Genomic DNA, 24,599 nt, shown 5'->3' on the forward strand with positions numbered 1-24,599 from the left:
GAGCGGGCATGATAGGAGGGTGTTCGGTTCACAGGAAGGCCAGTCGTTGAATACGGGTTTCCGGGGCGTCATCGCCGTCGACGGCCCCTCGGGATCGGGCAAATCGAGTGTCTGCCGGGAGGTGGCCCGCACGCTCGGCCTCCGCTACCTCGACACCGGCGCGATGTACCGGGCCGTCACCTGGGCCGCGCTCGACCGCGGGCTCGACCTCACCGATCAACCGGCGGTCGCCGCGCTCAGCCGGGCCCTGGTGCTCGACGTCGCGACCGACCCGGCGTCGCCCCGGATCGCCGTCGACGGCGTCGACGTCACCGCCGCCATCCGGCAGACGCGGATCTCCGAGAACGTCAGCGCGATCGCGACGAACCTCGACGTCCGGTCCGACCTGATCGCCCGGCAGCGGGCGCTGATCGAGGAGAAGGGCGCGGGGATCGTCGCCGAGGGTCGGGACATCACCACGGTCGTCGCGCCCGACGCCGACGTGCGCCTCCTGCTCACCGCGGACGAGAACGCCCGGATCGCCCGTCGCGCCCGCGAGCTGCACGGCAACGACGACGCGGCGTCGCTCGCCGCCACCCACGCCCAGATCGCGACCCGCGACGCGCGTGACTCCACCGTCGTGGACTTCCTCGTCGCCGCCGACGGTGTCGTCGAGATCGACACTTCCCCTTTGACGTTCGAGCAGGTCGTCGCCGCCGTCCTCCGCGTCGTCTCCGAGACCGCAGGAGCCCCGGCCCGATGAGCGACAACTGGACTCAGCTCGCTGAGGAATACGAAATCTCCGACGCCGAGCTGGCCTCGCTGGACTCCGACGAGGGCGGTGACGACGACGTACCGGGCGCACTGCCCGTGCTCGCGGTCGTCGGCCGGCCCAACGTCGGCAAGTCCACGTTGGTCAACCGTGTCCTCGGCCGCCGCGAAGCGGTGGTCCAGGACGTTCCCGGCGTCACCCGCGACCGCGTGGCCTACGACGCGCTGTGGAACGGCCGCCGCTTCACGCTCGTCGACACCGGCGGCTGGGAGCCCGACGCCCAGGGCCGTGCCGCGGCGATCGCCGATCAGGCCCGGTACGCGATGACGGTCGCGGACGCGGTCCTGCTCGTCGTCGACGCGCGGGTCGGCATCACCGAGACCGACGCGGCCGTGGCCCGGGTGCTGCAGCGCGGCGGCAAGCCGGTGGTGCTCGCGGCCAACAAGGTCGACGACACCAAGGGCGAGGCCGACGTCGCCGAGCTCTGGCGCCTCGGCCTCGGCGAACCCTGGCCGGTCTCGGCCCTGCACGGCCGCGGCTCCGGTGACCTGCTCGACAAGGTTCTCGAGGTGCTGCCCGAGGCGCCCCAGGAAGGCCGCTTCGGCACCGGTGGCCCGCGCCGGGTCGCGCTCGTCGGCCGGCCGAACGTCGGCAAGTCGAGCCTGCTCAACGCCGTCACCAAGGAGAACCGCGCGGTCGTCGACGCGGTCGCGGGTACCACCGTCGACCCGGTCGACAGCCTGGTCGAGCTGGGCGACGAGGTGTGGCGTTTCGTCGACACCGCGGGCCTGCGCAAGAAGGTCACGTTCGCCAGCGGCGCCGAGTACTACGCCAGCCTGCGAACCGCGGCCGCGATCGAGGCCGCCGAGGTGGCCGTCGTCCTGCTCGACGCCAGCGAGCCGCTGAGCGAGCAGGACCAGCGCGTGATCACGACGGTTGTGGAGACCGGCCGCGCGCTCGTGCTGGCGTTCAACAAGTGGGACCTGCTCGACGAGGACCGCCGCGAGCTGCTCGAGCGCGAGATCGACCGTGACCTGCAGCGGATCCGCTGGGCGCCGCGGGTCAACATCTCCGCGCGCACCCGGCGGGCCGTCGACAAGCTCGCGCCCGCGCTGCGTACCTCGCTGGAAGGCTGGGAGCAGCGCATCCCCACCGGGCGGCTGAACAGCTGGCTCTCCGAGCTGGTCGCGGCCCACCCGCACCCGGTGCGTGGCGGCAAGCAGACCCGCATTCTGTTCGCGACCCAGGCCGGCAGCAAGCCGCCCCGGTTCGTGCTGTTCACCAGCGGCCCCGTCGACGTGGCCTACACGCGGTACATCGAGCGGCGGCTGCGCGAGGACTACGGGTTCGCCGGCACGCCGATCCAGATCACGGTGCGGATCAAAGAAAAGAGAAAACGTCGATGAGCGTGATCTCGCCCGGTTTCACCGGACGGCGTCGGCACGACCGGGACTTACCGCCCGGCCAGTACCTCACCGAGGACTTCCCGGTGCTCACCTACGGCCCCACGCCGCAGGTGGACCTGGAGGAGTGGAACTTCGGCATCGTCACCGAGACCGGCGCGATCCACGGCTGGGGCTGGGAGGCCCTGCAGGCACTCCCGCGCGAGACGCCGCACGTCGACATCCACTGCGTCACCAAGTGGTCGAAGCTCGACACCGACTGGGAGGGCGTGTCGCTGGACACGCTGTTCGAGAACATCGAGACCGAGGCCGAGTACGCGAAGGTCTACTCCTACGGCGGGTACTCGACGAACCTGCCGCTGGAGGACCTGCTCGACGGCAAGGCCTGGATCGCGTTCGGCTTCGACGGCCAGCCGCTCGAACCCGAGCACGGCGGGCCGGCCCGGCTGCTGGTCCCGCACCTCTACTTCTGGAAGAGCGCGAAGTGGGTGCGCGGCATCCAGTTGCTGCTCGAGGACGAGCCCGGGTTCTGGGAGGAGAACGGCTACCACAACTACGGCGACCCCTGGCGCGAGCAGCGCTACGAGGGGGACTGAGGTGGTCAGGCGGCTGTCCTGGCAGGTGGGTACCGTCGCCGCGGTGCGCGACGAGACGGCCACCGCCCGCACGCTCGTGCTCGACGTTCCGGACTGGCCGGGGCACCTGGCCGGTCAGCACCTCGACGTGCGACTGACCGCTCCCGACGGGTACTCCACCGAACGGTCGTACTCGATCTCGTCCGCGTCGGCTCCGGGCCGGGTCGAGATCACCGTGCAGGTCGTGGACGACGGTGAGGTGTCGCCGTACCTGGCGCGGGTGCTCTCGGTCGGTGATCCGCTGGAGCTGCGCGGACCGGTCGGCGGGTACTTCGTCTGGCGTCCGGGGGCTGAGTCACCGACGGCGGCCGAGCCGGTGCAGCTGATCGCCGGCGGGTCGGGCATCGTGCCGCTGATGGCGATGGTCAGGGCCCGGGCCCAGGCGGGGTCGGATGCGCCGTTCAAGGTGCTCTACTCCGTGCGGAGCCCGGCCGAAGCGATCTACCCGTCCGAGCTGGCCGAACTCGGCGTCGAGGTCACCTACGCCTATACCCGGCGCACCCCGCCGGACTGGCCGCTGCCGCCGGGCCGGGTCGGTGCCGGGCTGCTCGCCGCCCACACCTGGACCCCCGACGACAAGCCGCGGGTCTACGTGTGCGGGCCGACGCCGTTCGTCGAGACCGTCGCCAACCTGCTCGTCGACGCGGGGCACGATCCGGCGTCGATCCGTACCGAGCGCTTCGGTCCTACCGGAAGGTAAAGCTTCTCCTATCTCAGTACGGTCCGTGCCGGTACCGTCGCACGGGAGTGGTAGCTTCCGCCCCGATGAGCGCGACGCAGCAACTCACCCCCCGGGCTTCCGAGAGCCCCGCCGAAGAAAAGTCCCCCCGCTGGTGGCGACGCCGACCGGATCCGTTGGTCACGATCGTCGTCCTCGCGATCGCCGCGTTCGCGCTCGGCGGCATCGGATCGCCGCTGTGGGGCGGCAGCTCGCTCACCGAGACCGGCCTGCTCGCGCGGGTCGCGCCGTACACCGACGGTGAGCTGCTCGGCGTCCAGCGCGAGACGCTCGACCTGGGCGACACGGTCGACTCCGCGATCCCGAACGCCGCGCTGTTCGGCGATGCGATCCGGTCCGGCGAGTGGGCCAACTGGAACCCGTACGCGCTCGGCGGCGGTTCGCTCGGCGGCACCCCGAACGCCGGGATGGCCTCGCCGGTCGCGCTGCCGTTCTGGTTCCTGCCGGCCTGGCTGGCGTCGGCGTACATGCTGCTGCTGCAGATCGTCGTCGCGGTCGGCGGCAGTTATCTGTTCCTGCGGCGGCTGAAGCTGGGGAAACCGGCCGCGCTCCTCGGCGGGCTCGCGTTCGCCACCAGCGCGTTCATGATCGTCTGGGTGAACTGGCCGCAGAGCCGGGTCGCCGCGTTCGTCCCGGCGGTGTTCTGGGCGCTGGAGTGCGTCGTGCAGAACCGCCGGCCGCGTGACGCGGCGCTGCTCGCGCTCACGTGTGCGGCGATGTGGCTGGGCGGCTTCCCCGCGGTCACCATGTACGCGCTGGTCACCGGGGCTTTCTACGTGATCGTCCGGTCGGCGGCCGAGCACGGGTGGACCCGGCGCACGCTCGGCGTCTGGCTGCGTGCCCTGGCCGGGGTCGGCACCGGCGTCGCGCTCGTCGCGATCCAGATCCTGCCCTGGGTGTCGATGATGTCCACGGTGCTGGTGCGTGGCCGCGAGCAGACACCCGACCAGCACATCCCCACCCAGGTGCTGCTGACCTCGATCGCGCCGTACGTGTTCGGCACCGTGCAGCCACCCGAGGGCCCGTACTGGTACGAGACGCGGATCTTCCTGGAGGAGGTCGCGTACGTCGGGGCCGGCGTCGCCGTGCTGCTGATCGCCGCGATCGCGCTGTTCCGCCGGGCGCGGGTGGCGCTGCCGAGGGGCGCGTGGTGGTTCTTCGTGGTGTCCACCGCGGTCTGGGGCGGCATCATCTTCCTCGGCGGGCCGCCGCTGGCGCTGTTGCAGAAGCTGCCGTACCTGTTCAGCGACAACGCGGTCGAGCGCGCCCGCAGTGTCCTCGGATTCGGCGTCGCGGTGATCGCGGCGGTGGGGTTCCAGCTGCTGCTCGACCGGGCTCGCGACCACCGGCCGCTGAGCGACAAGCGCCGCGCGGTGTGGGGCGGCGCGGTGTGGGCGGGCGTGGCCGCGTTCGGGGTCGTGCTGTACGTGTCGGCGCGCCGGTTCGCGCTGGTGCACGACGCCGAGTGGGGGTTCCCGGGCGGCGGGCCGCACCTCGGGTGGCTCAACCGCGAGCTGGCGATCGGCCTGATGTTCGTGTGCGCCGCGCTGGGCGCCGCGGGCTGGCTCTGGTTCGCGCCCAGGCACCGCGCGCTGCGCCTGGCCGCCGCCGCGCTGATCCCGCTCCTCGTCGCCGCGCAGGCGCTGCTGTGGGTGCACAACTACTGGCCGCGGACGCCGGTGAAGAACTTCTACCCGGTCACCGACACCCACCGGTACCTGGAGGCCAACCTCGGGCACGAGCGGTTCTGGGGTTCCAACGGCGCGGTGCTCGGCGGCGTCCACCAGCTCCACCGGCTGCGGGGGCTGCAGGGCCACTCGTTCGTCGAGGCCCGGTTCGCCGAGCTGCTCGAGGCGTTGCCCGGCTACCAGTTCAGCCCGCCGCCGAAGCCGGCGACGTTCCTGTGGCCGCAGCCGCTCAACGACGGCACGTCACCGACGAACCCGATCCTCGACCGGCTCTCGGTCGCCGAGTACGTCACGCCGGCCACGCAGATCCCGTACGGCGTCGAGAAGAAGGACGCCGGGGACGCCTCGACGTACACGTTGTCCCCCGGCCGGCCGGTGAGCGTGCCGGTGCCGGTCACCGGGCCGATCCGCGGCATCGGGGTGACGCCGGTGTCGCGGGACGTCACGGAGACGTACGCGCGGTGGATCGGTGTCGTCCTGCGGGACTCGAGCGGGCGCGAGGTGGCCCGGTCCGAGCGGGTCGACCGCGCCATCGCCGCCGACCAGCCGTTCTACGTGCCGCTCGCGGCCGAGGACGTGCCGGCCGGCACCCGCCTCACGGCCGAGATCTCGCTCCGGGGGGACGCGCCGCTGCTCGTGGCCGGTCGGTCCGGGGCGCCGGCGCTCTCGACGGTGGCACGCACCAACGACGGGCTGACGCTGGTGAAGGACGGCGACGCGATCGTCTACCAGCGCGCGACCGCGCTGCCGCGGGCGCGGTGGGCGTCGAGCGTGGTCGTGGAAAGGTCGTCCGAGCGTCGGCTGGGCCTGCTCGCGGACGGGGCGCTGGCGGCCGACGCCGTGGTGCTCGACGCGCCGGGCGGTGCCGCCGAGGGCAAACCGGCCACCGTGCGGTGGGTCGACGACGGTTTCGACGAGATGCGGCTGGCCGTGGACGCCGAGGGCGCCGGGTACCTGGTGCTCGCCGACGCGATCCAGTCGACGTGGCGGGTGACGGTCGACGGTCGTCCGGCCGACCTCGTCCGCGCGGACCACGGGCTCGCGGCGGTGCACGTCCCGGCCGGGACGCACACGATCGACTTCTCGTACGCCCCGAAGTACGCCGGCCTCGGCGCCTGGCTCAGTGCGGGCACCGCGATCCTGCTGGTCGCGGCGGTCACCGGCGAGTGGTGGTACCTACGCCGCCGGCGTGCGGATCGCGCTGAAGGTGGTGTTCCGGCGAAGGACGAAGCCTAGTTTCTCGTAGAGGGCGATCGCTCCGGTGTTCGTCGCGGCGGCGTGCAGGAACGGCACCTCGCCACGGGCCCGGATGCCGGCCGCGACCGCCAGCACGAGCCGGCTGCCCAACCCCTGCCCTCGGTGGGCGGGGTCGGTGCACACCGCGCTGATCTCGGTGTGGCCCGGTGGGCGCATCCGCTCACCCGCCATCGCGATCAGCGCTCCCTCGCGGCGGATCCCGAGGTAGGTGCCGAGCTCGATCGTCCGCCGCGCGAACGGACCGGGCCGGGTCCGTTCGACCAGCTCGAGCATCTCCGGCACGTCCGCCGTGGTCAGCCGGATCGCCTCCGGGTCCGTCCGGGCGTCGACGGTCGCGTCGATCAGCTGGACGCCCGGCGCCGAGAACTCGATGCCGAAGCTCTCCGGCGGGGTGACGTCCAGCGCCGTCAGCGACAGCACCGCGTCCGGGCCCAACAGCGCGATCACGTCGTCCCACACCCGGGCGTCCGCGCCGGGGGCGAGCACGCCGAGCGGGGACACGTCGGGCAGATAGCGGGCGGCCTGCCCGTGGATCTGCGCCAGGTGCCGGTGCGCACCGGTGAGCGAGGCCCAGGCAGCGTGGTCGAGCGGGTGCGGCTCGACGGTGGTGCCCGGCGGATTCTGGACGATGCTCACCGGATGAGCCTACGAGCGCCCGGGCCGATCCGCCCGGCCCGCGTGGCTCCGGTCACCGGGGAGCCAGGCCGAGGTGATCGCGCAGCGTCGTGCCCTCGTACTCGGTGCGGAGGACACCCCGCTCCTGCAGCAGCGGCACGACCGTGTCGGCGAACTCGTCCAGCCCACCCGGCGTGATGTGCGGGACGAGGATGAACCCGTCGCTGGCGTCCGCCTGCACGAGCGTGTTGATCTGCTCGGCGATCGTGGACGCCGAGCCGATGAAGTTCTGCCGCCCGGTCACCTCGATGACCACCTCGCGCAGGGAGAGCTTCTTTTCCGCCGCGAGATCACGCCACTGCCGCGCCACCGCGAGCGGGTCCCGGAACATCCGCACGCTGGCCCGCCCGCGCGAGATGTGCGAGTCACCGACGACCGGGTCGACGTCGGGCAGCGGACCGTCCGGGTCGTAACCGGACAGGTCCCGGTTCCAGAGCTGTTCGGCGAACTTGAGCGCGGTCTGGCCGCTCACCTGCTGGCGGCGGATCACCGCGGCCTTCTCCTGCGCGTCGGCGTCGGTGTCGCCGAGCGTGAACGTCGCCGCGGGCAGGATCACGAGCTGATCCGGCGTGCGCCCGTACCGGGCCAGCCGGCCCTTCACGTCGGAGTAGAACGCCTGCCCCTCGGCCAGCGTGCCGTACCGGCTGAAGATCGCGTCGGCGGTGGCGGCGGCGAACTCGCGCCCCTCGTCGGAGTCACCGGCCTGGAGGATCACCGGGCGACCCTGGGGCGACCGCGGCACGTTGAACCGGCCGTGGATGTCGAACTGGTCGCCCTGGTGCCGGAACGTGCCGGCGGCCGGGTCGCGCAGGAACGCCCCGGAGACCTTGTCGGCGACGATCTCGTCGCCGCGCCAGGAGTCGAACAGCTCGGCGGCGGTCGCGAGGAACTCCTTGGCCCGCGCGTACCGGTCGGACTGGTCGAGGAACCCGCCGCGGCGGAAGTTCTCGCCGGTGAACGCGTCCCACGAGGTCACGACGTTCCACCCGGCGCGGCCGGCCGACAGGTGGTCGAGCGACGCGAACTGGCGCGCGACCTCGTACGGCTCGTTGAACGTCGAGTTGATCGTGCCGGTCAGGCCGAGCCGGTCGGTGACCGCGGCCAGCGCGGCGAGCACGGTGAACGTGTCGGGGCGGCCCACGACGTCGAGGTCGTAGATCCGGCCGCCCTGCTCGCGCAGGCGCAGCCCTTCGGCGAGGAAGAAGAAGTCGAACTTCGCGCGCTCCGCGGTCTGCGCCAGGTGGACGAACGAGTCGAACTCGATGTGGCTGCCGGCCGCCGGGTCGCTCCAGACCGTGGTGTTGTTGACGCCGGGGAAGTGAGCGGCCAGGTGGATCTGCTTCACGACTCAGCCCTCGCGTACCGATTGGCGGGACGGGACAACCCCAGCAGGCCCCGGAGCGTGTCCGCCTCGTAGGCGCGGCGGAACACGCCCCGCTGCTGTAGTTCGGGCACCAGGCCTCGGGTGATTGCTTCCAGGTCGGTCGGGAGCACCCCCGGGCGCAGGCGGAAGCCCGACAGACCGGCGGCCTGCCACTCGAGCAGCAGGTCGGCCAGCTCGGCGGGTGAGCCGGTGAAGATCAGCGCGTCGGACCGGTACTCCTCGCCGGCCTGCTCGTCGAGGCGGGCCTTCCGGTCCCGGCCGTCGAGGAACACCACGAGGTCGGCGAAGACGTGCACGGTCTCGCCGGAGCGACCGGCCGCCTCCTGTTCGGCGCGGACCTCGGCGAGGATCGTCCTCGCTTCCTCGACGTCGTGCGGCGTCACGTAGACGACGTCGCTGCTGCGGGCCCCGAGGCGATACGGGATCGTCGCGTGCGCGAGTGCGGTGACGAGCGGCTGCCCCTGCGGTGGCCGCGGCGTGATCGACGGACCCTTGACGTCGAAGAACCGGCCTTCGAAGTTGATGTAGTGCAGTTTGTCGCGGTCGACGAAGCGCCCGGTCGCGGCGTCACGGATCTCCGCGTCGTCCTCCCACGAGTCCCAGAGGCGGCGGAGCACCTCGACGTAGTCGGCGGCCTCGTCGAACAGGTCGGCGAGCCGGTCGGAGCGCAGGTCCTCGACGCGCAGCCGCGGGATCTGGCGGCGGCCGAAGTGGTCGGCCTCGTGGGCGCGTGCGGAGACCTGCACGCGGAGGCCGGCCCGCCCTCGGCTGACGTAGTCGAGCGTCGCGATGGCTTTGGAGAGGTGGAACGGCTCGGTGTGGGTGACGGTGGCGGTGGGCACCAGCCCGACGTGCCGGGTGCGCGGGGCCACCCGGGACGCGATGAGCACCGCGTCGAGGCGGCCGCGGACCTGGTCGACCCGGTCGTCCTGGCGGTCGAAGTCGCTGGTCTGCAAGCCGACCGCGTCCTCGATCGTCAGGAAGTCGAGCCGGCCGGCCTCGGCTTCGGCGGCCAGGTCGACCCAGTAGCCGGCGGAGAGTAGATCGGCCGGGCGAGCCTCCGGCTCCCGCCAGGCCGCCGGGTGCCACCCGGCGCCGTCGAACGCGACCGCAAGATGTAAGGGCGCAGACACGTTTCTGACCATAACTCGGTACGAGGCTGATCGTCTAATCCCTATCGGGCAACTATGTTTTCGCAGTGGGTTATTTCGACGCGCCGGGGATATCCGTCCCTCATGATCGGTTCTAGGGTGGAATGAGAGGCGATGAGCGACAAGACCCGATTCACCGAGCGCGGCGTCGAGGAAGATCTCTCCGGGCCGGAGATCATGGCGACGTTCACCTGGGAGAACACACCGGAACTCCTCCATGTGGGGCTGAGCGACCTCTACTCCGGGGGTATGCAGGGCGGCAAGGTCGCGACGGTGTCGACGGTGTGGCTGCCGGCGAACCGGGCGATGGGCGAGGGCATTGCCGAGTACGAGACGCTCGTCAGCGGCCTGGCCGAACACCACGACGACTTCGGTGGGATCGAGCGCTGGCACTCCCGGGCGGAGGCCGAGGCCGGGCACCGATCGATGGTCGAGGCGACCCGGGACCGGCTGATGGACGCGCACTCCTACACCGAGATCCACGTCGTCGACCGCGATCACAAGTACCGCACGGACGGGCCCGAATTCAACGCCTGACCTCCGGTCCGGTTGAGGTCCGACGCTTGTGGCCCGCGGATCATCCAGGCAGCGGAGTGCGGCGGGCCCGAGGTTCTGGTTCCGGTGGAGGTGCCGGAGCCGGTGGGCGCGGTGCGGGCGAGCCGGCCCGGCGTGAACGCGCCGAGCGCTGCGGCGGCGCCGCACGACGCGGTGACCGCGCTGGCGTCGATCGAGGCCGCGGCGATCCGGCCGGGGGAGCGGGTGCTCGGTGGAGCCGCTGCCGGCCGGTGCCCACGCGGTCGGGGCCGCGCGCGGGGAACGGAAACTTCGAGCACGTGCGGGCGCTCGGGCCGTCGGGGGGAAGGCGTTGCTCACGGCACCAGGACGACTTTTCCGGTGACCGTGCCGGACTCGGCCAGGCGCAGGGCGTCGGACGCCTTGGCCAGTGGGACGCGGGCCGCGACCTGGGCGGTGATCGCACCGTCGGCGAGCAGGCGGAGGACCTGGGTGAGGTCTTCGCGCAGCCGGGCCTGGAACGCGGCGCGGCTCCGGCGTCCGGTCCAGATGTTGTAGAACATCGTGTGGTGCCCGTTCGGCAGCACGTTCCACCAGGCCAGCCGCGCGAACAGCCGCAGGACCGGTAGCTGGGAGTTGCCGGGGTCGTTCTTCGTCGAGGCGGTGCCGTACGCGATGAGCGCCCCACCCTTCGCGAGCAGCCGGTAGGAGTCGCGCACGCTCTTGCCGCCGATGTGGTCGAACACCGCGTCGACGCCGTCCGGCGCGAGTTCGCGGACCCGGGCCGGGACGTCGGAGCGGTAGTCGATCGGCTCGGCGCCGAGCGTGCGCACCGCGTCGTGGTTGCGTGCCGACGCCGTGCCCAGCACCCGGATCCCGGCGTGCCGGGCCAGCTGCACGAGCGTCGAGCCGACCCCGCCGTTCGCGCCGTGCACGAGGATCGTGCCGCCGGGGCGGACCTTCGCGTGCCGGTGCAGCATCTGCCAGGCGGTGACGCCGTTGACGACGACGGTCTCGGCGGCGGCCGCGTCCACCCCGTCCGGCACCGGGACCAGGTCGCCTTCGTCGACGATCGCGTCGCTGGCCCAGCCGCCGACCTTGATCAGGGCGGCGAACCGCCGGCCACGCAGCGCGGGGTCGACGCCGGGGCCGGTCGCGTGCACGGTGCCGACCGCGTCGTAGCCCGGGACGAAGGGGAACGGCGGCTGGTCGTAGTACTTGCCGCGGCGCATCTGCTGCTCGGCGAACGAGACGCCGCTGGCTTCGACGCCGAGGCGCACCTGGCCCGGGCCCGGCTCGGGGAGCGGGCGCCGGGACACGACGAGGCCGTCCGGCTCGACGATGCCGGGAAGGACGATTTCAGTCATCATGGCGGTCTCCTTGTAAGAGTGGTCAACCACTCACTCACATAGGAGTGATTGAACACTCACACCTGAAAGATGTCAACCGGTGGCTCCCGGCGCCTCCCGGCCGCGAGGATGAAATCCGGCGCCCGGGAGGAAACATGACGAACGCTGTAGTCGAGGTCGAGCCGCTCGCGGTCGGGTTGGACCCCGGCCGCCTCTCCCGGCTCGACCGGCACTTCGCCCGCTACGTCGACGACGGGCGGCTGCCGGGCTGGTCGGTACTGGTCAGCCGCCACGGGCAGGTCGCGCACACGAGCAGCTACGGGCTCCGCGACGTCGAGGCCGGGCGGCCGGTCACCGACGACACGCTGTTCCGCATCTACTCGATGACCAAGCCGATCACGTCGGTGGCGGCGCTGATGCTCTACGAGGAGGGCGCGTTCGAGCTGACCGACCCGGTCAGCCGGTACCTCCCGGCGTTCGCGGAGCAGCGCGTCCTCGTCGGCGGTACCGCCGCGAAACCGGTCACGGTGCCGGCGATCGAGCCGGTGCGGATCTGGCACCTGCTCACCCACACCGCCGGGCTCACCTACGGCTTCCACCACGTCGACGTGCTCGACGAGATCTACCGCGCGAACGGTTTCGAGTGGGGCACGCCGCGAGGGCTCGACCTGGCCGCGTGCGTCGACGCGTGGGCCGGGCTCCCGCTGGCGTTCCAGCCCGGGAGCGAGTGGAACTACTCGGTGGCCACCGACGTCCTCGGGCGTCTGGTCGAAGTGGTGTCGGGGCAGACGCTCGACACGTTCTTCGCCGACCGCATCCTCGGTCCGCTCGGCATGACCGACACCGCGTTCTCCGTGCCCGAACCCGAGGCCGACCGCCTGGCCGCGCTCTACACGCCGTCCCCGGCCGGTGGGCTGGTACGCAGCGACGCGATGGGGCGGGCGGTGCTCACGCCGCCGCGCTTCCTCTCCGGCGGCGGCGGCCTCGTCTCGACCCGGCACGACTACCACCGGTTCGCGCAGATGCTGCTCCGGCGGGGCGAGCTCGACGGCGTCCGCCTGCTCGGCGACCGCACGGTCCGCTTCCTGGGCGCCAACCACCTACCCGGGGGCGTCGACCTCGAGCAGTTCGGCCGGCCGCTCTTCGCCGAGACCCCGTTCCGCGGCGTCGGGTTCGGGCTCGGCGTCTCGGTGCTCCTCGACCCGGTCGTGACGCGCACGCTCGGCAGCGCAGGCGAGTTCGGCTGGGGCGGCGCGGCCAGCACCGCGTTCTGGGTCGACCCGGCCGAGGACCTGGTCGTCGTGTTCCTCACCCAGCTGCTGCCGTCGAGCACCTACCCGATCCGCAGCCAGCTGCGCCAGCTCGTCTACTCGGCGCTCGTCGACCGGTAGCTTTCCTGGCCGCCGGGCGGGCGCCACCGCGCCCGCCCGATCCCGGCGGCCACACCCACCGGCACGATCAGCACCGTCGCCACCGCGAACACCGAGCCGTACTCACCCCGGCCGGCCGGCCCGGAGGCCAGCAGCGCCGCCACCGCGCTCCCGGTGAACAGCGCCCCGGCGAACAGCGACACCACGGTCGCCCGCACCGCGGGCAGCACCTCGGTGACCCAGGTCTGCAGCGTCGAGTGCAGCCACGCCCAGGCCAGCCCGAGCAGCAGCGCCACCACGATCGCGGCGACCGGGGTCTGCGTCACCGCGACCAGGGCGCAGCCGACGAACGCGGCGAGCGCCCCGAGGGACGGCAGCTGCCACCGCCCGAGCCGCCGCGACAGGCTTCCGGCCACCCGCGCGAACACCAACATGCCCAGCCCGTAGAACGCCGTCACCGAGCCCGACAGGGCCGCCCCCGTCCCGGCCGCCTCCACCGCCGCCGGCAGCAACGTGAGGACGCCGAGCAGCACCACGCCGTCGCCGAACGCCAGCAGCAGCACCAGCAGCGCCCACCGCGACCGGGCGACCTGCCCGAGGGCCGCGCCCAGCCGCTGGCCCTGCCGGTCGCGCGGCGGCGGCGTCAACCAGCGCAACCCGAGCACCAGCACGAACGCGAACACCGAGGTGATCAGGAACGTCACCCGCCAGCTCGCGAGCTGAGCGACGATGCCGGCCCCGGAGGCCCCCAGCGCCGTACCGATCGCGCTGCCCGACATGAGGTTGGTGATCTCGCGCTGCCGGTCGGCCGGCGGCACGGTGTCACCGAGGTACACCAGCCCGGCGGGGATCCCGGCGCTGAACGTTCCGCCCGCGACGCCCCGCGCCAGCGCGAGCGATAACGGGCCGGCCACCAGCGCGGACACCGCGGTCGCCAGGCCGGCGATCAGCAGCGCGAACCGCATCGTGCGCACCAGCCCGACCCGGTCGGAGATCAGCCCCCACACCGGCTGCATGAGCCCGTAGGCCAGGAAGTAGACGCTCGCGGCCTGGACGATCCGCGCGAGCGGCGCGTCGAGATCACGCGCGATCGCGATCAGCATCGGCGGCATCGCGAACCGGTCGAGCGTGCTGACCAGCGCGGTGGCCTGCAGCAGACGCCGATCCCCGGTGACGCGGGACGGACGCCGAATCCCGACTTTGAGCACGATCAGTACGTTACCCGCACCCGGATCGTGCGAATGAATAGTGTTCTCAGCATTCCGCGCGGGCGATTACCAATTGCCTATTCGCGGCCGTGGTATCGAGTTCGGTGCTCGACAGATACACCCGGCGGGTGGCGTCGGCCAGGCTGCGGTACCGCTCGTCGCCGGCCGCGGCGGCTGCGCTCAGTTCTCCGGCCGTGCGAAGCTCCGCGCTCTCCGAGCGCAGCACGCGTTCGGCCGTGAACGCCGGCAGGTCGCCGAGGATGCGGCAGGCCGCGGCCGCGTCGTCGGCCGGGCCCGGTGCGGGTGGGTTGAGCAGGGACGTTCCGAACCAGGCGCCGCCGACGACGAGCGCTCCGCAGACCAGGCCGAGCGCGGCGGCGAGGTAGGGGCGGCGCCGGCGCGGGGGTGCCGGGGCGGGCGGCCAGCTGATCGGTGGGGGAGGCGACCACGTCTCGGTGGGGGCGTGATCGATCGTGTCGAGGCCCATCGCCGTCCTCCCTCGTCGATTGACCATGCGTTGTTCAGAATAGGAATTCAGTACGAGGGAAAGGGCTATTCGGTTCGTTACTTAAGCTTCCTTTAATGCACTGCGACGCCACGTTGAATAAGGTTCAAAACGCCATTCAAGGAGGTTCCGGGGGCAGCCCGGTCGAGCCGCCCCCGGGGTGGTCAGCCGTTGCGCTCGTCGCGCCAGGCCACCCATTCGCGCAGTGCGGACAGGTCGTAATCGGGGCCGCCGACCCCGATCGTGAAGAGCCGGACGCCCAGGTCGTAGAGGGTGTCGCCGGCGTCGGCGGGCTTGCCCTCGGCGGCCGTGGAGATCTCGATCTCGGCCGGGTCGCGCCCCACGTCGGCGCAGTGCTGACGCAGGATGCCGATCTTGCGCTCGATCGTCGGGGCGTCGCCGAAGCTGTGCCAGATGTCGGCGTGCTCGGCGACCAGGCGCAGCGTCTTCTTCTCGCCCCCACCGCCGATCAGCTTCGGGATGTCCCGGGTGGGCGCCGGGTTCAGCCGGCCGAGGCGCGACTCGATCCGCGGCAGCGCCTGGGCGAGGTCGGCCAGCCGCCCGCCCGCGGTGCCGAACTCGTAGCCGTACTCGTCGTAGTCCCGCTCGAACCAGCCCGCTCCGAGGCCCAGGATCAGGCGGCCGTCGCTGATGTGGTCGACGGTGCGCGCCATGTCGGCGAGCAGCTCCGGGTTGCGGTAGCTGTTGCAGGTGACCAGGGCGCCGATCTCGGCGCGCGAGGTCTGCTCGGCCCAGGCGGCGAGGATCGACCAGCACTCGAAGTGCTTGCCGTCGGGCTCGCCGTAGAGCGGATAGAAGTGGTCCCAGTTGAACAGGATGTCGGCGCCGATCTCTTCCGCCTCGGCGGCGGCCCGGCGGATGGACTGGTAGTCGGCGTGCTGGGGCTGGATCTGCACCCCGACGCGAATGGCACTGGTGCTCATCCCCTGAGCCTAATTCGATCCTCGATGTCCGGTTCGGGCGCCCGTGGCGCGGCGCGTCAGGGGATCGTGGCCGGCCCGCGCAGCGGATCGCGGCGTTGGCGCCGGCGGATGAGCAGCCACACGATCCACCCGGCCGTGATGATGAACCCGAGGCTGACGATCCGGTAGAGCACGACCGCCGCGATCGCCGTGCTCGTCACCAGCCCTCCGGCGACCAGACCGACGATGAGCGCGCCGTCGACGACGCCGAGGTTGCCCGGTACCAGCGGGATGCTGGCCGCCGCCATGCCGGCGCAGTAGGCCAGTACCAGCGCGACCACGGTGATGTGCGGCGCCCCGACCGCCCGGCAGCACAGCCACAGGCAGAGCGCGTCGAGCAGCCAGTTCGCCAGCGCGAAGTACGACGCGACCGCGAGGTCGAACGGCCGGATGCGCACGGAGGTGAGTTCGTCGACGAGCGCGACGAGACGCCCGCTCCGGCCGCCCGGCCGGTGCCGGACCCGGGCGGCCACGGACTCGATCGCACCGGCCACCGTCGTCAGCCACTGCGGGTGCCGGGCCATCGCCCGGACCGCCAGCGCCAGCGCCAGCCCGACGACCAGGTACGTCATCAGCGTGGACAGGCCGCCACCGCTCCCGGCCAGCAGCGCGCCCGCGGCGCCGATCAACACCAGCGCGACGCTCGAGAGCACGCCGCTGAGCGCGATGCACCAGGAGGCCGCGGCGGCCGAAGCGCCGTACCGCCGCATCTGCTGGAAGTTGTAGCGGGTCGAGAACAGGGGCCCGCCGGGCAGGCTCACCGACAGCGAGTGTGCGGCGAACGCCAGCGCGACGTGCCGCCCGAGGTGCACGGTGGTGCCGGCCGAGCGGAGCAGCCGGCGCTGCATCCGGGCGTAACCGCCCATCGAGACGAGCTCGGCGACGACGGCGAGCGTGACCCAGCCCCAGTGCGGGGTGTGCAGCTCGTCGAACGCGGCGGTCAGCGACGACCAGCCGACGATCGCCTCGACCACCAGGATCGCCGCGACGACCACGATCGGCACGGTTCGCCGCACCGACATCCGCCGCGCACCGCCCGGTTCGGCCCGGGTGGAGGCGAGGGAGGTCGTGTCGCCGTTCATCGGCATCGGCTCCCCTCGGACGTATTCCGACTATCTACGTTAATCGCCCACCGCGGCGAGCGGCCGCGAGGCTGGCACGGCAGGTTTCTCAACGGCTGTTGATTTAAGCACGACGCGGGTCTACCGTCGTGGTGATTCAAAAATCCACAGCTGTTGAATTAGACGAGGAGGAGCGGTCATGGAGACCGTCCGGAACCGGCGGGTAGGGGTGGAGGCGGCCGGCATCGTGCTCGGGCTCGCGCTCGTCGTCGGCCTGATGCTCGTGGCCTTCGGGTTGCCCGCGGTGAACGGCGGGCCGCACGACGTCCCGATCGGTGTCGTCGCCCCACCGGCCGGCGCGACGGCCGTCGAGCAGGCGCTGGACCGGGCGGCCCCGGGCGGGTTCGCGCCCCGCCGGTACGGCGACGAGCGGGCGCTGCGGGCCGCGATCGCCGACCGCGACGTGTACGGCGGACTCGTGCTCGGCTCCGGCGGTGTCACGGTGCTCACCGCGAGCGCCGCCAGCCCGGCGATCGCCCAGGGCCTCGGCAGCCTCGGCACCGCACTGGCCGGCCGCTCGGGTTCCACCGCGACCACCGTCGACGTCCGCCCCCTGCCCGCCGACGACGCCCGTGGGGCCGGGCTCGCCGCAGTCGGGTTGCCGCTGGTGCTCGGCGGGATCCTGCCGGCGCTGGTGCTCACCCGGCGGTTCCCCGGGCGCCCGTGGATGCGGGTGGGGGCGGCGCTGGCGTTCGCGCTCGTCGAAGGAGCCCTCGTCGCGTCGGTGCTGACCTGGTGGTTCGGGTCGGTCGACGCGAACTTCGCACCGGTGGCGCTCGGACTGGCGTTCGGGATGGCTGCGGTCTCGCTCACCGTGCTGGGGCTGGAGGCGCTGCTCGGCGTCGCCGGGTTCGGGCTCGGGGCGGCGACGTTCGTGCTGGTGGGCAACCCGCTGTCCGGGCTCGCGTCCGGGCCGGAGTTCCTGCCGTCCGGCTGGAGCACGCTCGGTCAGCTGTTGCCGCCCGGGGCCGGCGCGACGCTGCTGCGCGGCAACGCCTACTTCGACGGCGCCGGTACCGCCACCGCGCTGGCCGTGCTGACCGGCTGGGTCACCGTCGCCCTCCTGCTCAACGCCGTCGCCGCGTGGCGGACGCGAGCCGAGCCGCCGGCACCGGTCCCCGCGGACGCGTTGCCGGTCTGACCGGGACGGGGGAGTGGGCTATGTTTCGGCAATGGACGAGCCGGGCGGCGGGGGTGGCCGCCGGCGGGGGAGACGGCCGGGGTCGCCGAACACCCGGGAGGCCGTCCTGGCCGCGGCACGGTCGGCGTTCGCCACGCACGGCTACGGGAAAGCGACGATCCGCTCGATCGCCCGCGACGCCGGCGTGGACCCCTCGCTGGTCATTCAGTTCTTCACCAGCAAGGAAGATCTCTTCCGCGCCAGCCTCGAGCTGATCGTCGGCCCGCCCGAGGACGTCGCCGCGAGTGTCGCCGCGGCCGAGGGCACGCTCGGCACCCGGATGGCCACCTTCTACTTCGGTCTCTGGGAGCGCTCCGAGACCCGGCCCGCGCTCACCGCGATGGCGCTGAGCGCGGCGTCCGAGCCGGAAGCGCGCAACGCGATCCGGCAGTTGATGGGGCGCCAGTTCATCGGGCCGATCGCCGAGCACATCGGCGCGGAGCGCGCCGCGCGCCGAGTGCCGCTGGCCGCGACGCAGCTGCTCGGGATGGCGTTCCTGCGCTACGTGGTGCCGACCGACCCGATGGCGAGCATGCCGGTGGCGGACGTGATTCAGGTGGTCGCTCCGGTGATCGACCGTTACCTCACCGGCGACCTCGACGCGGTCCTCACCGCTGAGCTTCGCCCGTTCGGCGCCGCGGGGCCCGGGTGAACCGGCGAGCCGCGCGAGACATGCCGCGGAGTGCGGCGGCGATGCAGAAACGTGACTTGTGGCCGTAAATCGGTACGAAATAGCATGATGCCCGGAAGGCCGGGTACTTCCTGTTTACGGGTTGATCAGATATTGGGGTGGCGCAAGGGGCGAAAAGGTCGATATTTATCGGCCACGGCTGTCGACCGCGCTGCGGGTCTCGGTGGGGGGAGGTCCACGATGGACCATGCAATCTCCGGTTCGGTGGCGACGAGGCCGAGCGGCCGAACGTCCGGTAAGCCCGGCGCGGCGACGCGTCCGGGGCCCGGCCGGCCCCCGATCGCCCGCACCGGTCAGTCCCGCCCCGCGCAGCGCCTGAGTCTGGTGCCCGGCACCACCCGTCCGGCGCCCTGCGCCACCCCGCTGACCGAACCGCGGCCCACGTCGGCGGCAGCGCGGAACCGGCCCTGGGCGTTCGCGGCCGAGCGGCTGGCCGTCGCCCCGCAGACCCACGCGTCGATCGAGGTCGCGGTGCTGGCGTTCCTCCGGGGCCGGACGCCGTCCGCGGCTGCGCCGCGCCGCCGGAGAGGGTTCGTGGGTACCCGCGTGGCCGAGTTCGTCCTCGCCGGAACCGTCGGCGTGCTGGCCGTGCTCGTCGCGCTGGTCGCGGTCGCCACGCTGCTTCCGGGGGCCGCCGGAGCCGGTGCGGTCGGGCTGGTGTTCCTCGCCGCGACCGGCGGTCTCGCCGGCTACGCGTCGTGGCGCTGGGTGCGCTGGATGCGTGACCGCGCCGAGCGTCTGCACTGGTCGGTGATCGCGGCGGCGGGAGCGGCGACGACGGCCGCGGAACTCTACGCGGCGGCGGCGATCGTCGCCTCGCACTCCGGCTTCCTGGAGCGGATCGCCGCATTCGGCGGACTCGGTTTCGTGGCCGCGCTGACCATCGCGATCACCGGTGCGGCCACCCTGACGAGCTACCACCGTTCGGTGACGGATGCCCAGCTCATCCACTCGGCCCGGCGTTTCGCCTAAGGGCCGAATACTCGACGGGCCGGCCTCCGTGGAGGCCGGCCCGGGGAGAAATGCTCGATGCGCGATGCAGCGCCTGAATGGAAATCCGCCGTCCCCATCCCCACGAAATTACGGCGGAAAACCCTCAGGCAGCGGCGTGGTACTTCTCGATGATCTCGGCCGGGATCCGGCCGCGCTCACTCACTTGCAGTCCGTTTCGCTTGGCCCAGTCGCGAATCGCCTGGTTCTGTGCGCGGTCGGCACTCGGTGACGGCTTTGCGGGGCCGGCGGCCCGGCCGGTTTTACCCGTGCCACCACGACCGGCCTTTCGGGCGGATTCCACGTACTTCGCCAAGGACTCCCGAAACGCGGTGGCGTTCGTCGTGGACAGATCGATTTCGTAGTTCGCGCCGTCGAGACCGAACGACACGGTTTCGTCAGCAGTGCTGCCGTCGACGTCATCGACGAGGAGAACTTGCACCTTGCGAGCCATTGTTACCTCATGGAAAGAGAGGGGGACTTAAGCGCGGGGCCCACAATACTCTACGTGTTCAGCGCTAAGAGACTTCTCCCCGGTCCGCGCGTGGCGCAATTAGCCGAAGAAATTCCGCGCAATATTCAGGCGCGCTCGCGGGCGGCCGGGGTCGCGAAGCCGGCGACGATGATCAGCGCGAACACCAGCAGCAGCGCGTGGAGAAGGCCGACGCCGTCGCCCAGGAAACCGATCGAGGGCGGCCCGACCAGGAACGCGAAGTAACCGATCGTCGCGACGACGCTGACCCGGGCCGTCGCCGTGCGGCTGTCGTCGGCGGCCGCCGACATGCCGACCGGGAACCCGAGCGAGGCGCCGAGCCCCCACAGCACGACGCCCGCCGTCGCGAGGCCGGCCCACGGGGCGAAGATCACGATGAGCAACCCACCGGCGGCCAGCACGGTGGTCGTCCACAGCACCGGGACCCGTCCGTACCGGTCGAGGAAGAAGACGCCGGCGACCCGGCCGACGGTCATCGCGGTCACGAACACGCCGTAGACGACGGCGCCGGTCGAGTTGCTCACGTCGTGACCGTCGACCATGGCCAGCGCCAGCCAGTCGTTGGCCGACCCCTCGGCGAACGCCATGCCCAGCACGATCAGCCCGATCAGCAGCGTGCGCCGGTCGGCCCACATGCTCAGCCGCTCGCGCCAGCCCGGGTGCGCGGCGTCGTCACCGGCGCCGGCGAAGCCCTGGGCGTCCAGATGAAGGAACCGCACCGAGACGCCGAGCGCGGCCACCGACGCGACCGCGATCGCGCCGAAGTGCACGGCGGTGGAGACGTCGGCCCACTCGGCCAGCGCACCGAGGGCGGCACCGGCGATCGTGCCGCCGCTGAACGCGGCGTGGAACAGCGGCATCACCGTGCGGCCGAGCTCGCGCTCGGCCGCCGCGCCCTCCACGTTCATGGCGACGTCGCACATCCCCATGCCGCAGCCCAGCAGCGCCAGCCCGACCACGACGAACACCCCGTGCGTGGAGAGCGTCGAGCCGAGCCCCACCACCGAGAGACCGACGCAGCCCACGACGACGGCGGCGGCGATCGTCCGGCGCGAGCCGACCCAGGCCAGCACGTGGCTGGCCGAGGAGAGCCCGACGATCGACCCGGCGGCGATGCTGAAGACCACCCAGCCCATCTCGGCGGTCGAGGCGCCCAGGGCGTCCCGGACGGCGGGAACCCGGGACATCCAGGTCGCCAGCGCGAACCCGTTGATCGCGAACACCGCGAACACCGCGTTGCGCCAGGCGACGACGACCGACCGGGAGACGGCGGGGGCTTCTGCAGACATGGTGAAACCATTCAATCGGGGACCGCAGAACGGTAACCCGGGGACGTTTACCCCCGTGCGGCCCGGTGCTCCCGAACGATCTCCGCGTAGCGGCGCCCGCTGGCCTTCATCGTGCGCTGCTGGGTGGCGTAGTCGACGTGGACCAGCCCGAAGCGCTTGTCGTAGCCGTAGGCCCACTCGAGGTTGTCCAGCAGCGACCAGACGAAGTAGCCGGCGAGCGGCACGCCGGCGTCGACCGCCGCGTTGATGGCCTCGAGGTGTTGTTCGAGGTAGTCGATGCGGTCCTTGTCGGCGATCGACCCGTCCGGCTCCACGACGTCGGGCCAGGCCGAACCCTGCTCGGTGACGAAGATCCGCTCGGGGGCGTAGTCGGCGGCGATGCGCGTCAGGATCCGGGCCAGGCCGCCCGGATTGACCTCCCAGCCCATCGCGGTGTGCCGGCCGGACACCTCGACCTGCTTGGCGTAGGGCGCCGGGCCGGACGGATCGTCGGCCACCACGGCCCGGAAGTAGTAGTTCACGCCGAGGTAGTCGGTGGGCGTCGCGATCGTCTCGAGGTCGCCGTCGAGCACCGGCGGCTCGTACCCGTACGTCTCGACCATGTCCCGCGGGTACCCGCGCCCGTAGAGCGGGTCGAGCCACCAGCGGTTCGTGTGCCCGTCGGCGCGCACGGCGGCCGCGGCGTCCTCCGGTCGGTCGGTCGCGGCGTCGGCCGGGCTCGGGTTCAGCACGATGCCGACGTCGGCGCGCGCGCTCGCCGCCGCGCGGATCGCCTGCGTCGCCAGGCCGTGCCCGAGCAGCACGTGGTGCGAGGCGTCGATGGCGCGGTGCAGGTCACGCAGGCCGGGCGCCATCGTGCCCTCGAGGTGCCCGATCCAGGCGACGCAGAGCGGCTCGTTGACCGTGGTCCAGTCGGTGACCCGGTCGCCGAGCGCGCCCGCGACCACCGCGGCGTAGTCCGCGAACGCTTCCGCGGTGTGGCGGGCCGGCCAGCCGCCCTTGTCCTGCAGCACCTGCGGCAGGTCCCAGTGGTAGAGCGTGACGAACGGCCGGATCCCGGCGGCGAGCAACTCGTCGACGAGCCGGTCGTAGAACGCCAGGCCCTTCGCGTTGACCGCGCCGGTGCCGGTCGGGATCACGCGCGGCCAGGCCACCGAGAACCGGTACGCGTCGACCCCGAGCTCGCGGATCAGCCCGAGGTCCTCCGGCCACCGGTGGTAGTGGTCGCAGGCCACGTCGCCGGTGTCACCGTTGGCGATCGCGCCCGGAACGCGCCCGAAGGTGTCCCAGATCGAGGGCGAGCGGCCGTCGACGTCGACCGCCCCCTCGATCTGGTACGCCGCCGTCGCGACACCCCACACGAAATCCTGGGGAAGGTGGTGCACAGTAACCCTCACTTAACCGCGCCGGCGGTCAGACCCGCCACGAAGTACTTCTGCAGGAACAGGAATGCCGCGACGACCGGAACGCTGACGACGAGCGACGCCGCCATGATCTGGTTCCAATAGACGTCGTACTGCGTCGAATAGCCGGACAGGCCGACCGCGACCGTGCGTGTCGTCTCGTCGGTCATGACCGAGGCGAACAGCACTTCACCCCAGGCGGTCATGAACGCGTAGACCGTGACCGCGAGAATGCCCGGCACGGCCGTCGGGATCAGGACCCGGAACAAAATGCGCATCGGTCCGGCGCCGTCCACCGCTGCGGCCTCGTCCAGTTCCTTGGGAATCGCGTCGAAATAGCCGACGAGCATCCAGATCGAGAACGGCAACGAGAACGTCAGATAGGTGATGACCAGACCGGTCCGGCTCGCGTAGAGCTCGATTCCGGTGGCCCGGCCGACGTTGACGTAGATCAGGAACAGCGGCAGCAGGAACAGGATGCCCGGGAACATCTGGGTGGACAGCGCGCTGGCGAGGAACAACCCGCGGCCGCGGAAGCGCCAACGGCTCGTCGCGTAGGCGGCGAGGATCGCGATCGCGACCGAGAGCACCGCCGCCGCGGTCGACACGATCAGGCTGTTGACCAGGTACTGCCCGAGCGGAACGGTGTCCCACATGTCGACGAACGCTTCGAACGACAGCCGCTTCGGCAGCCACGTGAACGCGTCCCGGACGTCGCTGAGCGGCTTGACCGCCGTCGACAGCATGACGTAGAGCGGGACGAGCACGAACAGCGTGAGCAGCGTCAGGACGATCCGGCGCGACCAGCGCTCGGCGGTGGTCTCACGCATCGGCGCGCGCCTTCCTCGTCAGGAACAGGTAGATCCCCGAGACGACGCTCAGGAAGAGCAGCAACGCGACCGACATCGCCGAGCCGAGACCGAAGTTCCAGGTCACGAACGAACTCTCATAGATGTGGATCGAGATCAGGTCGGCCTGGTCCGGAGCTGCCTTACCGAACAGGACGTACGGGGTGTTGAAGTCGTTGAAGGTCCAGAGGAACAGCACCAGGAGCAGCACCTGGTTGACCGGGCCGAGCATCGGCAGCGTCACCGCGCGCAGCCGGCGCCAGAAGCCCGCACCGTCCATGTACGCGGCCTCGTAGAGGTCCTGCGGAATGCCCTGCAGCCCCGCCATCAGGCAGAGGAACGCGAACGGCCAGTGCCGCCAGACCATGACGATCACCAGCGACCAGAAGCTGTTGCCGCCGATCAGCCAGAACGGCCGGTCGTCGACGACGTGCAACTGGTCGACGAGAATGTGGTTGAGCGCTCCGGTGTCCCGCTGCAGCAGGAAGCTCCAGATGATCACCCCGGCGTAGACCGGCAGCGCGTAGGGCGTCAGGAACAGTGTCCGGAGGAGCGCCCGGCCGCGGAACGGGCGCTGCAGGAGCACCGCGGCGGCCAGACCGAGTCCGTACGACAGCCCGACGACCAGGATCGTGCAGAGGGCCGTCACCCAGAACGAGTGCAGCAGTTCCTTGCCGGTGGCGCTGTTGAAGTCCAGCGCGACCTTGTAGTTGTCGAGACCGATGAACGGTGCGCCGCTCCAGTCCCGGATGTGGAACTGGGTCAGCTCCTTCAGGCTCATCCAGATGCCGGTGAGCATCGGGATCACGTGCACCGCCAGCTCCAGCACGATCGCCGGAATCAGCAGTAAATAGGGGAGGGCCGGCGTTCGGCGCCGTTTGCGGCGGGGTGGTGAGCCGGGGTCGGGGGGCGCCTCGTCGGGCGCCGTGATCGTCGTTGCCATGCGGGATGTCCTTTCCCGACGAGGGCCCGG

The 24,599-nt window shown here is 71.7% G+C and carries 23 protein-coding genes; 10 read left to right on the forward strand and 13 right to left on the reverse strand.

The window, feature by feature from the left end:
- The first annotated feature begins 19 nt into the window (after positions 1-19).
- The 5 genes from cmk (at position 20) to CRYAR_RS12495 (ending at position 6,452) form a co-directional block, all read left to right on the forward strand.
- Positions 20-742, forward strand: a complete 723-nt coding sequence (cmk, locus tag CRYAR_RS12475) for a (d)CMP kinase (protein ID WP_245620445.1) — start codon at positions 20-22, stop codon at positions 740-742.
- Positions 739-2,157: a ribosome biogenesis GTPase Der gene (gene der, locus CRYAR_RS12480; protein WP_035850745.1), complete on the forward strand. Its 1,419-nt coding sequence runs from the start codon at positions 739-741 to the stop codon at positions 2,155-2,157. Before cmk ends, der begins: the two co-directional genes overlap by 4 nt.
- The gene (locus CRYAR_RS12485) at positions 2,154-2,750 is read left to right on the forward strand and encodes a sulfite oxidase-like oxidoreductase (RefSeq protein WP_035850748.1); all 597 of its coding nucleotides are present in this window, start codon (positions 2,154-2,156) and stop codon (positions 2,748-2,750) included. The genes der and CRYAR_RS12485 overlap by 4 nt, the downstream gene beginning before the upstream one ends.
- A gap of 43 nt (positions 2,751-2,793) precedes the next feature.
- Positions 2,794-3,489 carry a ferredoxin reductase gene (locus CRYAR_RS12490; RefSeq protein ID WP_211247406.1) on the forward strand — a complete coding sequence of 232 codons (696 nt, stop codon included), beginning with the start codon at positions 2,794-2,796 and terminating at the stop codon, positions 3,487-3,489.
- Between the two features lie 65 nt (positions 3,490-3,554).
- Entirely contained in the window at positions 3,555-6,452 is a 2,898-nt protein-coding gene (locus CRYAR_RS12495; RefSeq protein ID WP_157017616.1) for a YfhO family protein, read from the forward strand.
- Here the strand turns inward: CRYAR_RS12495 and CRYAR_RS12500 are convergent.
- Genes CRYAR_RS12500 through CRYAR_RS12510 form a run of 3 tightly spaced genes read right to left on the reverse strand, consistent with a single transcriptional unit; the run spans position 6,393 to position 9,677 of the window.
- Positions 6,393-7,103: a GNAT family N-acetyltransferase gene (locus CRYAR_RS12500; protein ID WP_035862026.1), complete on the reverse strand. Its 711-nt coding sequence runs from the start codon at positions 7,101-7,103 to the stop codon at positions 6,393-6,395. The two genes, CRYAR_RS12495 and CRYAR_RS12500, sit on opposite strands and share 60 nt — an antisense overlap.
- A 58-nt stretch (positions 7,104-7,161) precedes the next feature.
- Positions 7,162-8,493, reverse strand: coding sequence for an NtaA/DmoA family FMN-dependent monooxygenase (locus CRYAR_RS12505; RefSeq protein WP_035850757.1), 1,332 nt, complete (start codon positions 8,491-8,493; stop codon positions 7,162-7,164).
- Positions 8,490-9,677 carry an LLM class flavin-dependent oxidoreductase gene (locus CRYAR_RS12510; RefSeq protein ID WP_035850760.1) on the reverse strand — a complete coding sequence of 396 codons (1,188 nt, stop codon included), beginning with the start codon at positions 9,675-9,677 and terminating at the stop codon, positions 8,490-8,492. The genes CRYAR_RS12505 and CRYAR_RS12510 overlap by 4 nt, the downstream gene beginning before the upstream one ends.
- 120 nt (positions 9,678-9,797) lie before the next feature.
- Between CRYAR_RS12510 and CRYAR_RS12515 the strand changes: the two genes are divergently transcribed.
- Positions 9,798-10,220, forward strand: a complete 423-nt coding sequence (locus CRYAR_RS12515) for a hypothetical protein (protein WP_035850762.1) — start codon at positions 9,798-9,800, stop codon at positions 10,218-10,220.
- Between the two features lie 332 nt (positions 10,221-10,552).
- Here the strand turns inward: CRYAR_RS12515 and CRYAR_RS12520 are convergent, their stop codons facing one another.
- The gene (locus CRYAR_RS12520; RefSeq protein ID WP_035850765.1) at positions 10,553-11,566 is read right to left on the reverse strand and encodes a medium chain dehydrogenase/reductase family protein; all 1,014 of its coding nucleotides are present in this window, start codon (positions 11,564-11,566) and stop codon (positions 10,553-10,555) included.
- Between the two features lie 134 nt (positions 11,567-11,700).
- Between CRYAR_RS12520 and CRYAR_RS12525 the strand changes: the two genes are divergently transcribed.
- Complete coding sequence (locus CRYAR_RS12525; protein ID WP_035850768.1) at positions 11,701-12,936, forward strand: serine hydrolase domain-containing protein; 1,236 nt, start codon at positions 11,701-11,703, stop codon at positions 12,934-12,936.
- On the opposite strand, the gene CRYAR_RS12530 is transcribed toward CRYAR_RS12525, so the two are convergent.
- The 4 genes from CRYAR_RS12530 to CRYAR_RS12545 all read right to left on the reverse strand — a co-directional run bounded on the left by CRYAR_RS12530 (position 12,912) and on the right by CRYAR_RS12545 (position 16,693).
- Positions 12,912-14,123 (reverse strand): MFS transporter, encoded by a 1,212-nt coding sequence (locus tag CRYAR_RS12530; RefSeq protein WP_211247407.1) that lies wholly within the window; start codon positions 14,121-14,123, stop codon positions 12,912-12,914. The genes CRYAR_RS12525 and CRYAR_RS12530 overlap by 25 nt on opposite strands.
- A 46-nt stretch (positions 14,124-14,169) precedes the next feature.
- Positions 14,170-14,610, reverse strand: coding sequence for a hypothetical protein (locus tag CRYAR_RS12535; protein WP_051570081.1), 441 nt, complete (start codon positions 14,608-14,610; stop codon positions 14,170-14,172).
- 182 nt (positions 14,611-14,792) lie between these two features.
- Complete coding sequence (locus CRYAR_RS12540) at positions 14,793-15,572, reverse strand: LLM class F420-dependent oxidoreductase (protein WP_035850771.1); 780 nt, start codon at positions 15,570-15,572, stop codon at positions 14,793-14,795.
- Between the two features lie 56 nt (positions 15,573-15,628).
- The gene (locus CRYAR_RS12545) at positions 15,629-16,693 is read right to left on the reverse strand and encodes a lysylphosphatidylglycerol synthase transmembrane domain-containing protein (protein WP_211247408.1); all 1,065 of its coding nucleotides are present in this window, start codon (positions 16,691-16,693) and stop codon (positions 15,629-15,631) included.
- A gap of 178 nt (positions 16,694-16,871) precedes the next feature.
- On the opposite strand from CRYAR_RS12545, the gene CRYAR_RS12550 reads away from it, so the two are divergent.
- The 3 genes from CRYAR_RS12550 to CRYAR_RS46970 all read left to right on the forward strand — a co-directional run bounded on the left by CRYAR_RS12550 (position 16,872) and on the right by CRYAR_RS46970 (position 19,575).
- Positions 16,872-17,873, forward strand: a complete 1,002-nt coding sequence (locus CRYAR_RS12550) for a hypothetical protein (protein WP_051570082.1) — start codon at positions 16,872-16,874, stop codon at positions 17,871-17,873.
- Between the two features lie 31 nt (positions 17,874-17,904).
- Positions 17,905-18,564 carry a TetR/AcrR family transcriptional regulator gene (locus tag CRYAR_RS12555; protein WP_035850774.1) on the forward strand — a complete coding sequence of 220 codons (660 nt, stop codon included), beginning with the start codon at positions 17,905-17,907 and terminating at the stop codon, positions 18,562-18,564.
- 219 nt (positions 18,565-18,783) lie between these two features.
- Entirely contained in the window at positions 18,784-19,575 is a 792-nt protein-coding gene (locus CRYAR_RS46970; protein ID WP_157017618.1) for a hypothetical protein, read from the forward strand.
- Positions 19,576-19,699: 124 nt separating this feature from the next.
- On the opposite strand, the gene CRYAR_RS12565 is transcribed toward CRYAR_RS46970, so the two are convergent.
- From CRYAR_RS12565 to CRYAR_RS12585, 5 genes are all read right to left on the reverse strand, one after another.
- Positions 19,700-20,047: a histone-like nucleoid-structuring protein Lsr2 gene (locus tag CRYAR_RS12565; protein ID WP_035850780.1), complete on the reverse strand. Its 348-nt coding sequence runs from the start codon at positions 20,045-20,047 to the stop codon at positions 19,700-19,702.
- Between the two features lie 125 nt (positions 20,048-20,172).
- The gene (locus CRYAR_RS12570; protein ID WP_035850782.1) at positions 20,173-21,375 is read right to left on the reverse strand and encodes an MFS transporter; all 1,203 of its coding nucleotides are present in this window, start codon (positions 21,373-21,375) and stop codon (positions 20,173-20,175) included.
- A gap of 47 nt (positions 21,376-21,422) precedes the next feature.
- A complete protein-coding gene (locus CRYAR_RS12575; RefSeq protein ID WP_211247409.1) occupies positions 21,423-22,760 on the reverse strand; it encodes a GH1 family beta-glucosidase in 1,338 nt (445 codons plus the stop codon).
- A gap of 8 nt (positions 22,761-22,768) precedes the next feature.
- Positions 22,769-23,608 carry a carbohydrate ABC transporter permease gene (locus tag CRYAR_RS12580; RefSeq protein WP_035850786.1) on the reverse strand — a complete coding sequence of 280 codons (840 nt, stop codon included), beginning with the start codon at positions 23,606-23,608 and terminating at the stop codon, positions 22,769-22,771.
- Positions 23,601-24,569: a carbohydrate ABC transporter permease gene (locus CRYAR_RS12585; protein WP_035850789.1), complete on the reverse strand. Its 969-nt coding sequence runs from the start codon at positions 24,567-24,569 to the stop codon at positions 23,601-23,603. The genes CRYAR_RS12580 and CRYAR_RS12585 overlap by 8 nt, the downstream gene beginning before the upstream one ends.
- Positions 24,570-24,599: the final 30 nt, after the last annotated feature.

Source organism: Cryptosporangium arvum DSM 44712 (assembly GCF_000585375.1).
In the GTDB taxonomy this organism is placed as follows: domain Bacteria; phylum Actinomycetota; class Actinomycetes; order Mycobacteriales; family Cryptosporangiaceae; genus Cryptosporangium; species Cryptosporangium arvum.

What these genes read in the sequence shown, in the direction of transcription:
- der (WP_035850745.1), top strand. Translation starts at nt 739, where the DNA reads ATGAGCGACAACTGGACTCAGCTCGCTGAGGAATACGAAATCTCCGAC.
- CRYAR_RS12495 (WP_157017616.1), top strand. Translation starts at nt 3,555, where the DNA reads ATGAGCGCGACGCAGCAACTCACCCCCCGGGCTTCCGAGAGCCCCGCC.
- CRYAR_RS12570 (WP_035850782.1), bottom strand. Translation starts at nt 21,375, where the DNA reads ATGTCTGCAGAAGCCCCCGCCGTCTCCCGGTCGGTCGTCGTCGCCTGG.
- CRYAR_RS12585 (WP_035850789.1), bottom strand. Translation starts at nt 24,569, where the DNA reads ATGGCAACGACGATCACGGCGCCCGACGAGGCGCCCCCCGACCCCGGC.
- CRYAR_RS12485 (WP_035850748.1), top strand. Translation starts at nt 2,154, where the DNA reads ATGAGCGTGATCTCGCCCGGTTTCACCGGACGGCGTCGGCACGACCGG.
- CRYAR_RS12535 (WP_051570081.1), bottom strand. Translation starts at nt 14,610, where the DNA reads ATGGGCCTCGACACGATCGATCACGCCCCCACCGAGACGTGGTCGCCT.
- CRYAR_RS12550 (WP_051570082.1), top strand. Translation starts at nt 16,872, where the DNA reads ATGGAGACCGTCCGGAACCGGCGGGTAGGGGTGGAGGCGGCCGGCATC.
- CRYAR_RS12515 (WP_035850762.1), top strand. Translation starts at nt 9,798, where the DNA reads ATGAGCGACAAGACCCGATTCACCGAGCGCGGCGTCGAGGAAGATCTC.
- CRYAR_RS12520 (WP_035850765.1), bottom strand. Translation starts at nt 11,566, where the DNA reads ATGATGACTGAAATCGTCCTTCCCGGCATCGTCGAGCCGGACGGCCTC.
- CRYAR_RS46970 (WP_157017618.1), top strand. Translation starts at nt 18,784, where the DNA reads ATGGACCATGCAATCTCCGGTTCGGTGGCGACGAGGCCGAGCGGCCGA.
- CRYAR_RS12525 (WP_035850768.1), top strand. Translation starts at nt 11,701, where the DNA reads ATGACGAACGCTGTAGTCGAGGTCGAGCCGCTCGCGGTCGGGTTGGAC.
- CRYAR_RS12510 (WP_035850760.1), bottom strand. Translation starts at nt 9,677, where the DNA reads ATGGTCAGAAACGTGTCTGCGCCCTTACATCTTGCGGTCGCGTTCGAC.
- CRYAR_RS12565 (WP_035850780.1), bottom strand. Translation starts at nt 20,047, where the DNA reads ATGGCTCGCAAGGTGCAAGTTCTCCTCGTCGATGACGTCGACGGCAGC.
- CRYAR_RS12540 (WP_035850771.1), bottom strand. Translation starts at nt 15,572, where the DNA reads ATGAGCACCAGTGCCATTCGCGTCGGGGTGCAGATCCAGCCCCAGCAC.
- CRYAR_RS12580 (WP_035850786.1), bottom strand. Translation starts at nt 23,608, where the DNA reads ATGCGTGAGACCACCGCCGAGCGCTGGTCGCGCCGGATCGTCCTGACG.
- CRYAR_RS12555 (WP_035850774.1), top strand. Translation starts at nt 17,905, where the DNA reads ATGGACGAGCCGGGCGGCGGGGGTGGCCGCCGGCGGGGGAGACGGCCG.
- CRYAR_RS12545 (WP_211247408.1), bottom strand. Translation starts at nt 16,693, where the DNA reads ATGAACGGCGACACGACCTCCCTCGCCTCCACCCGGGCCGAACCGGGC.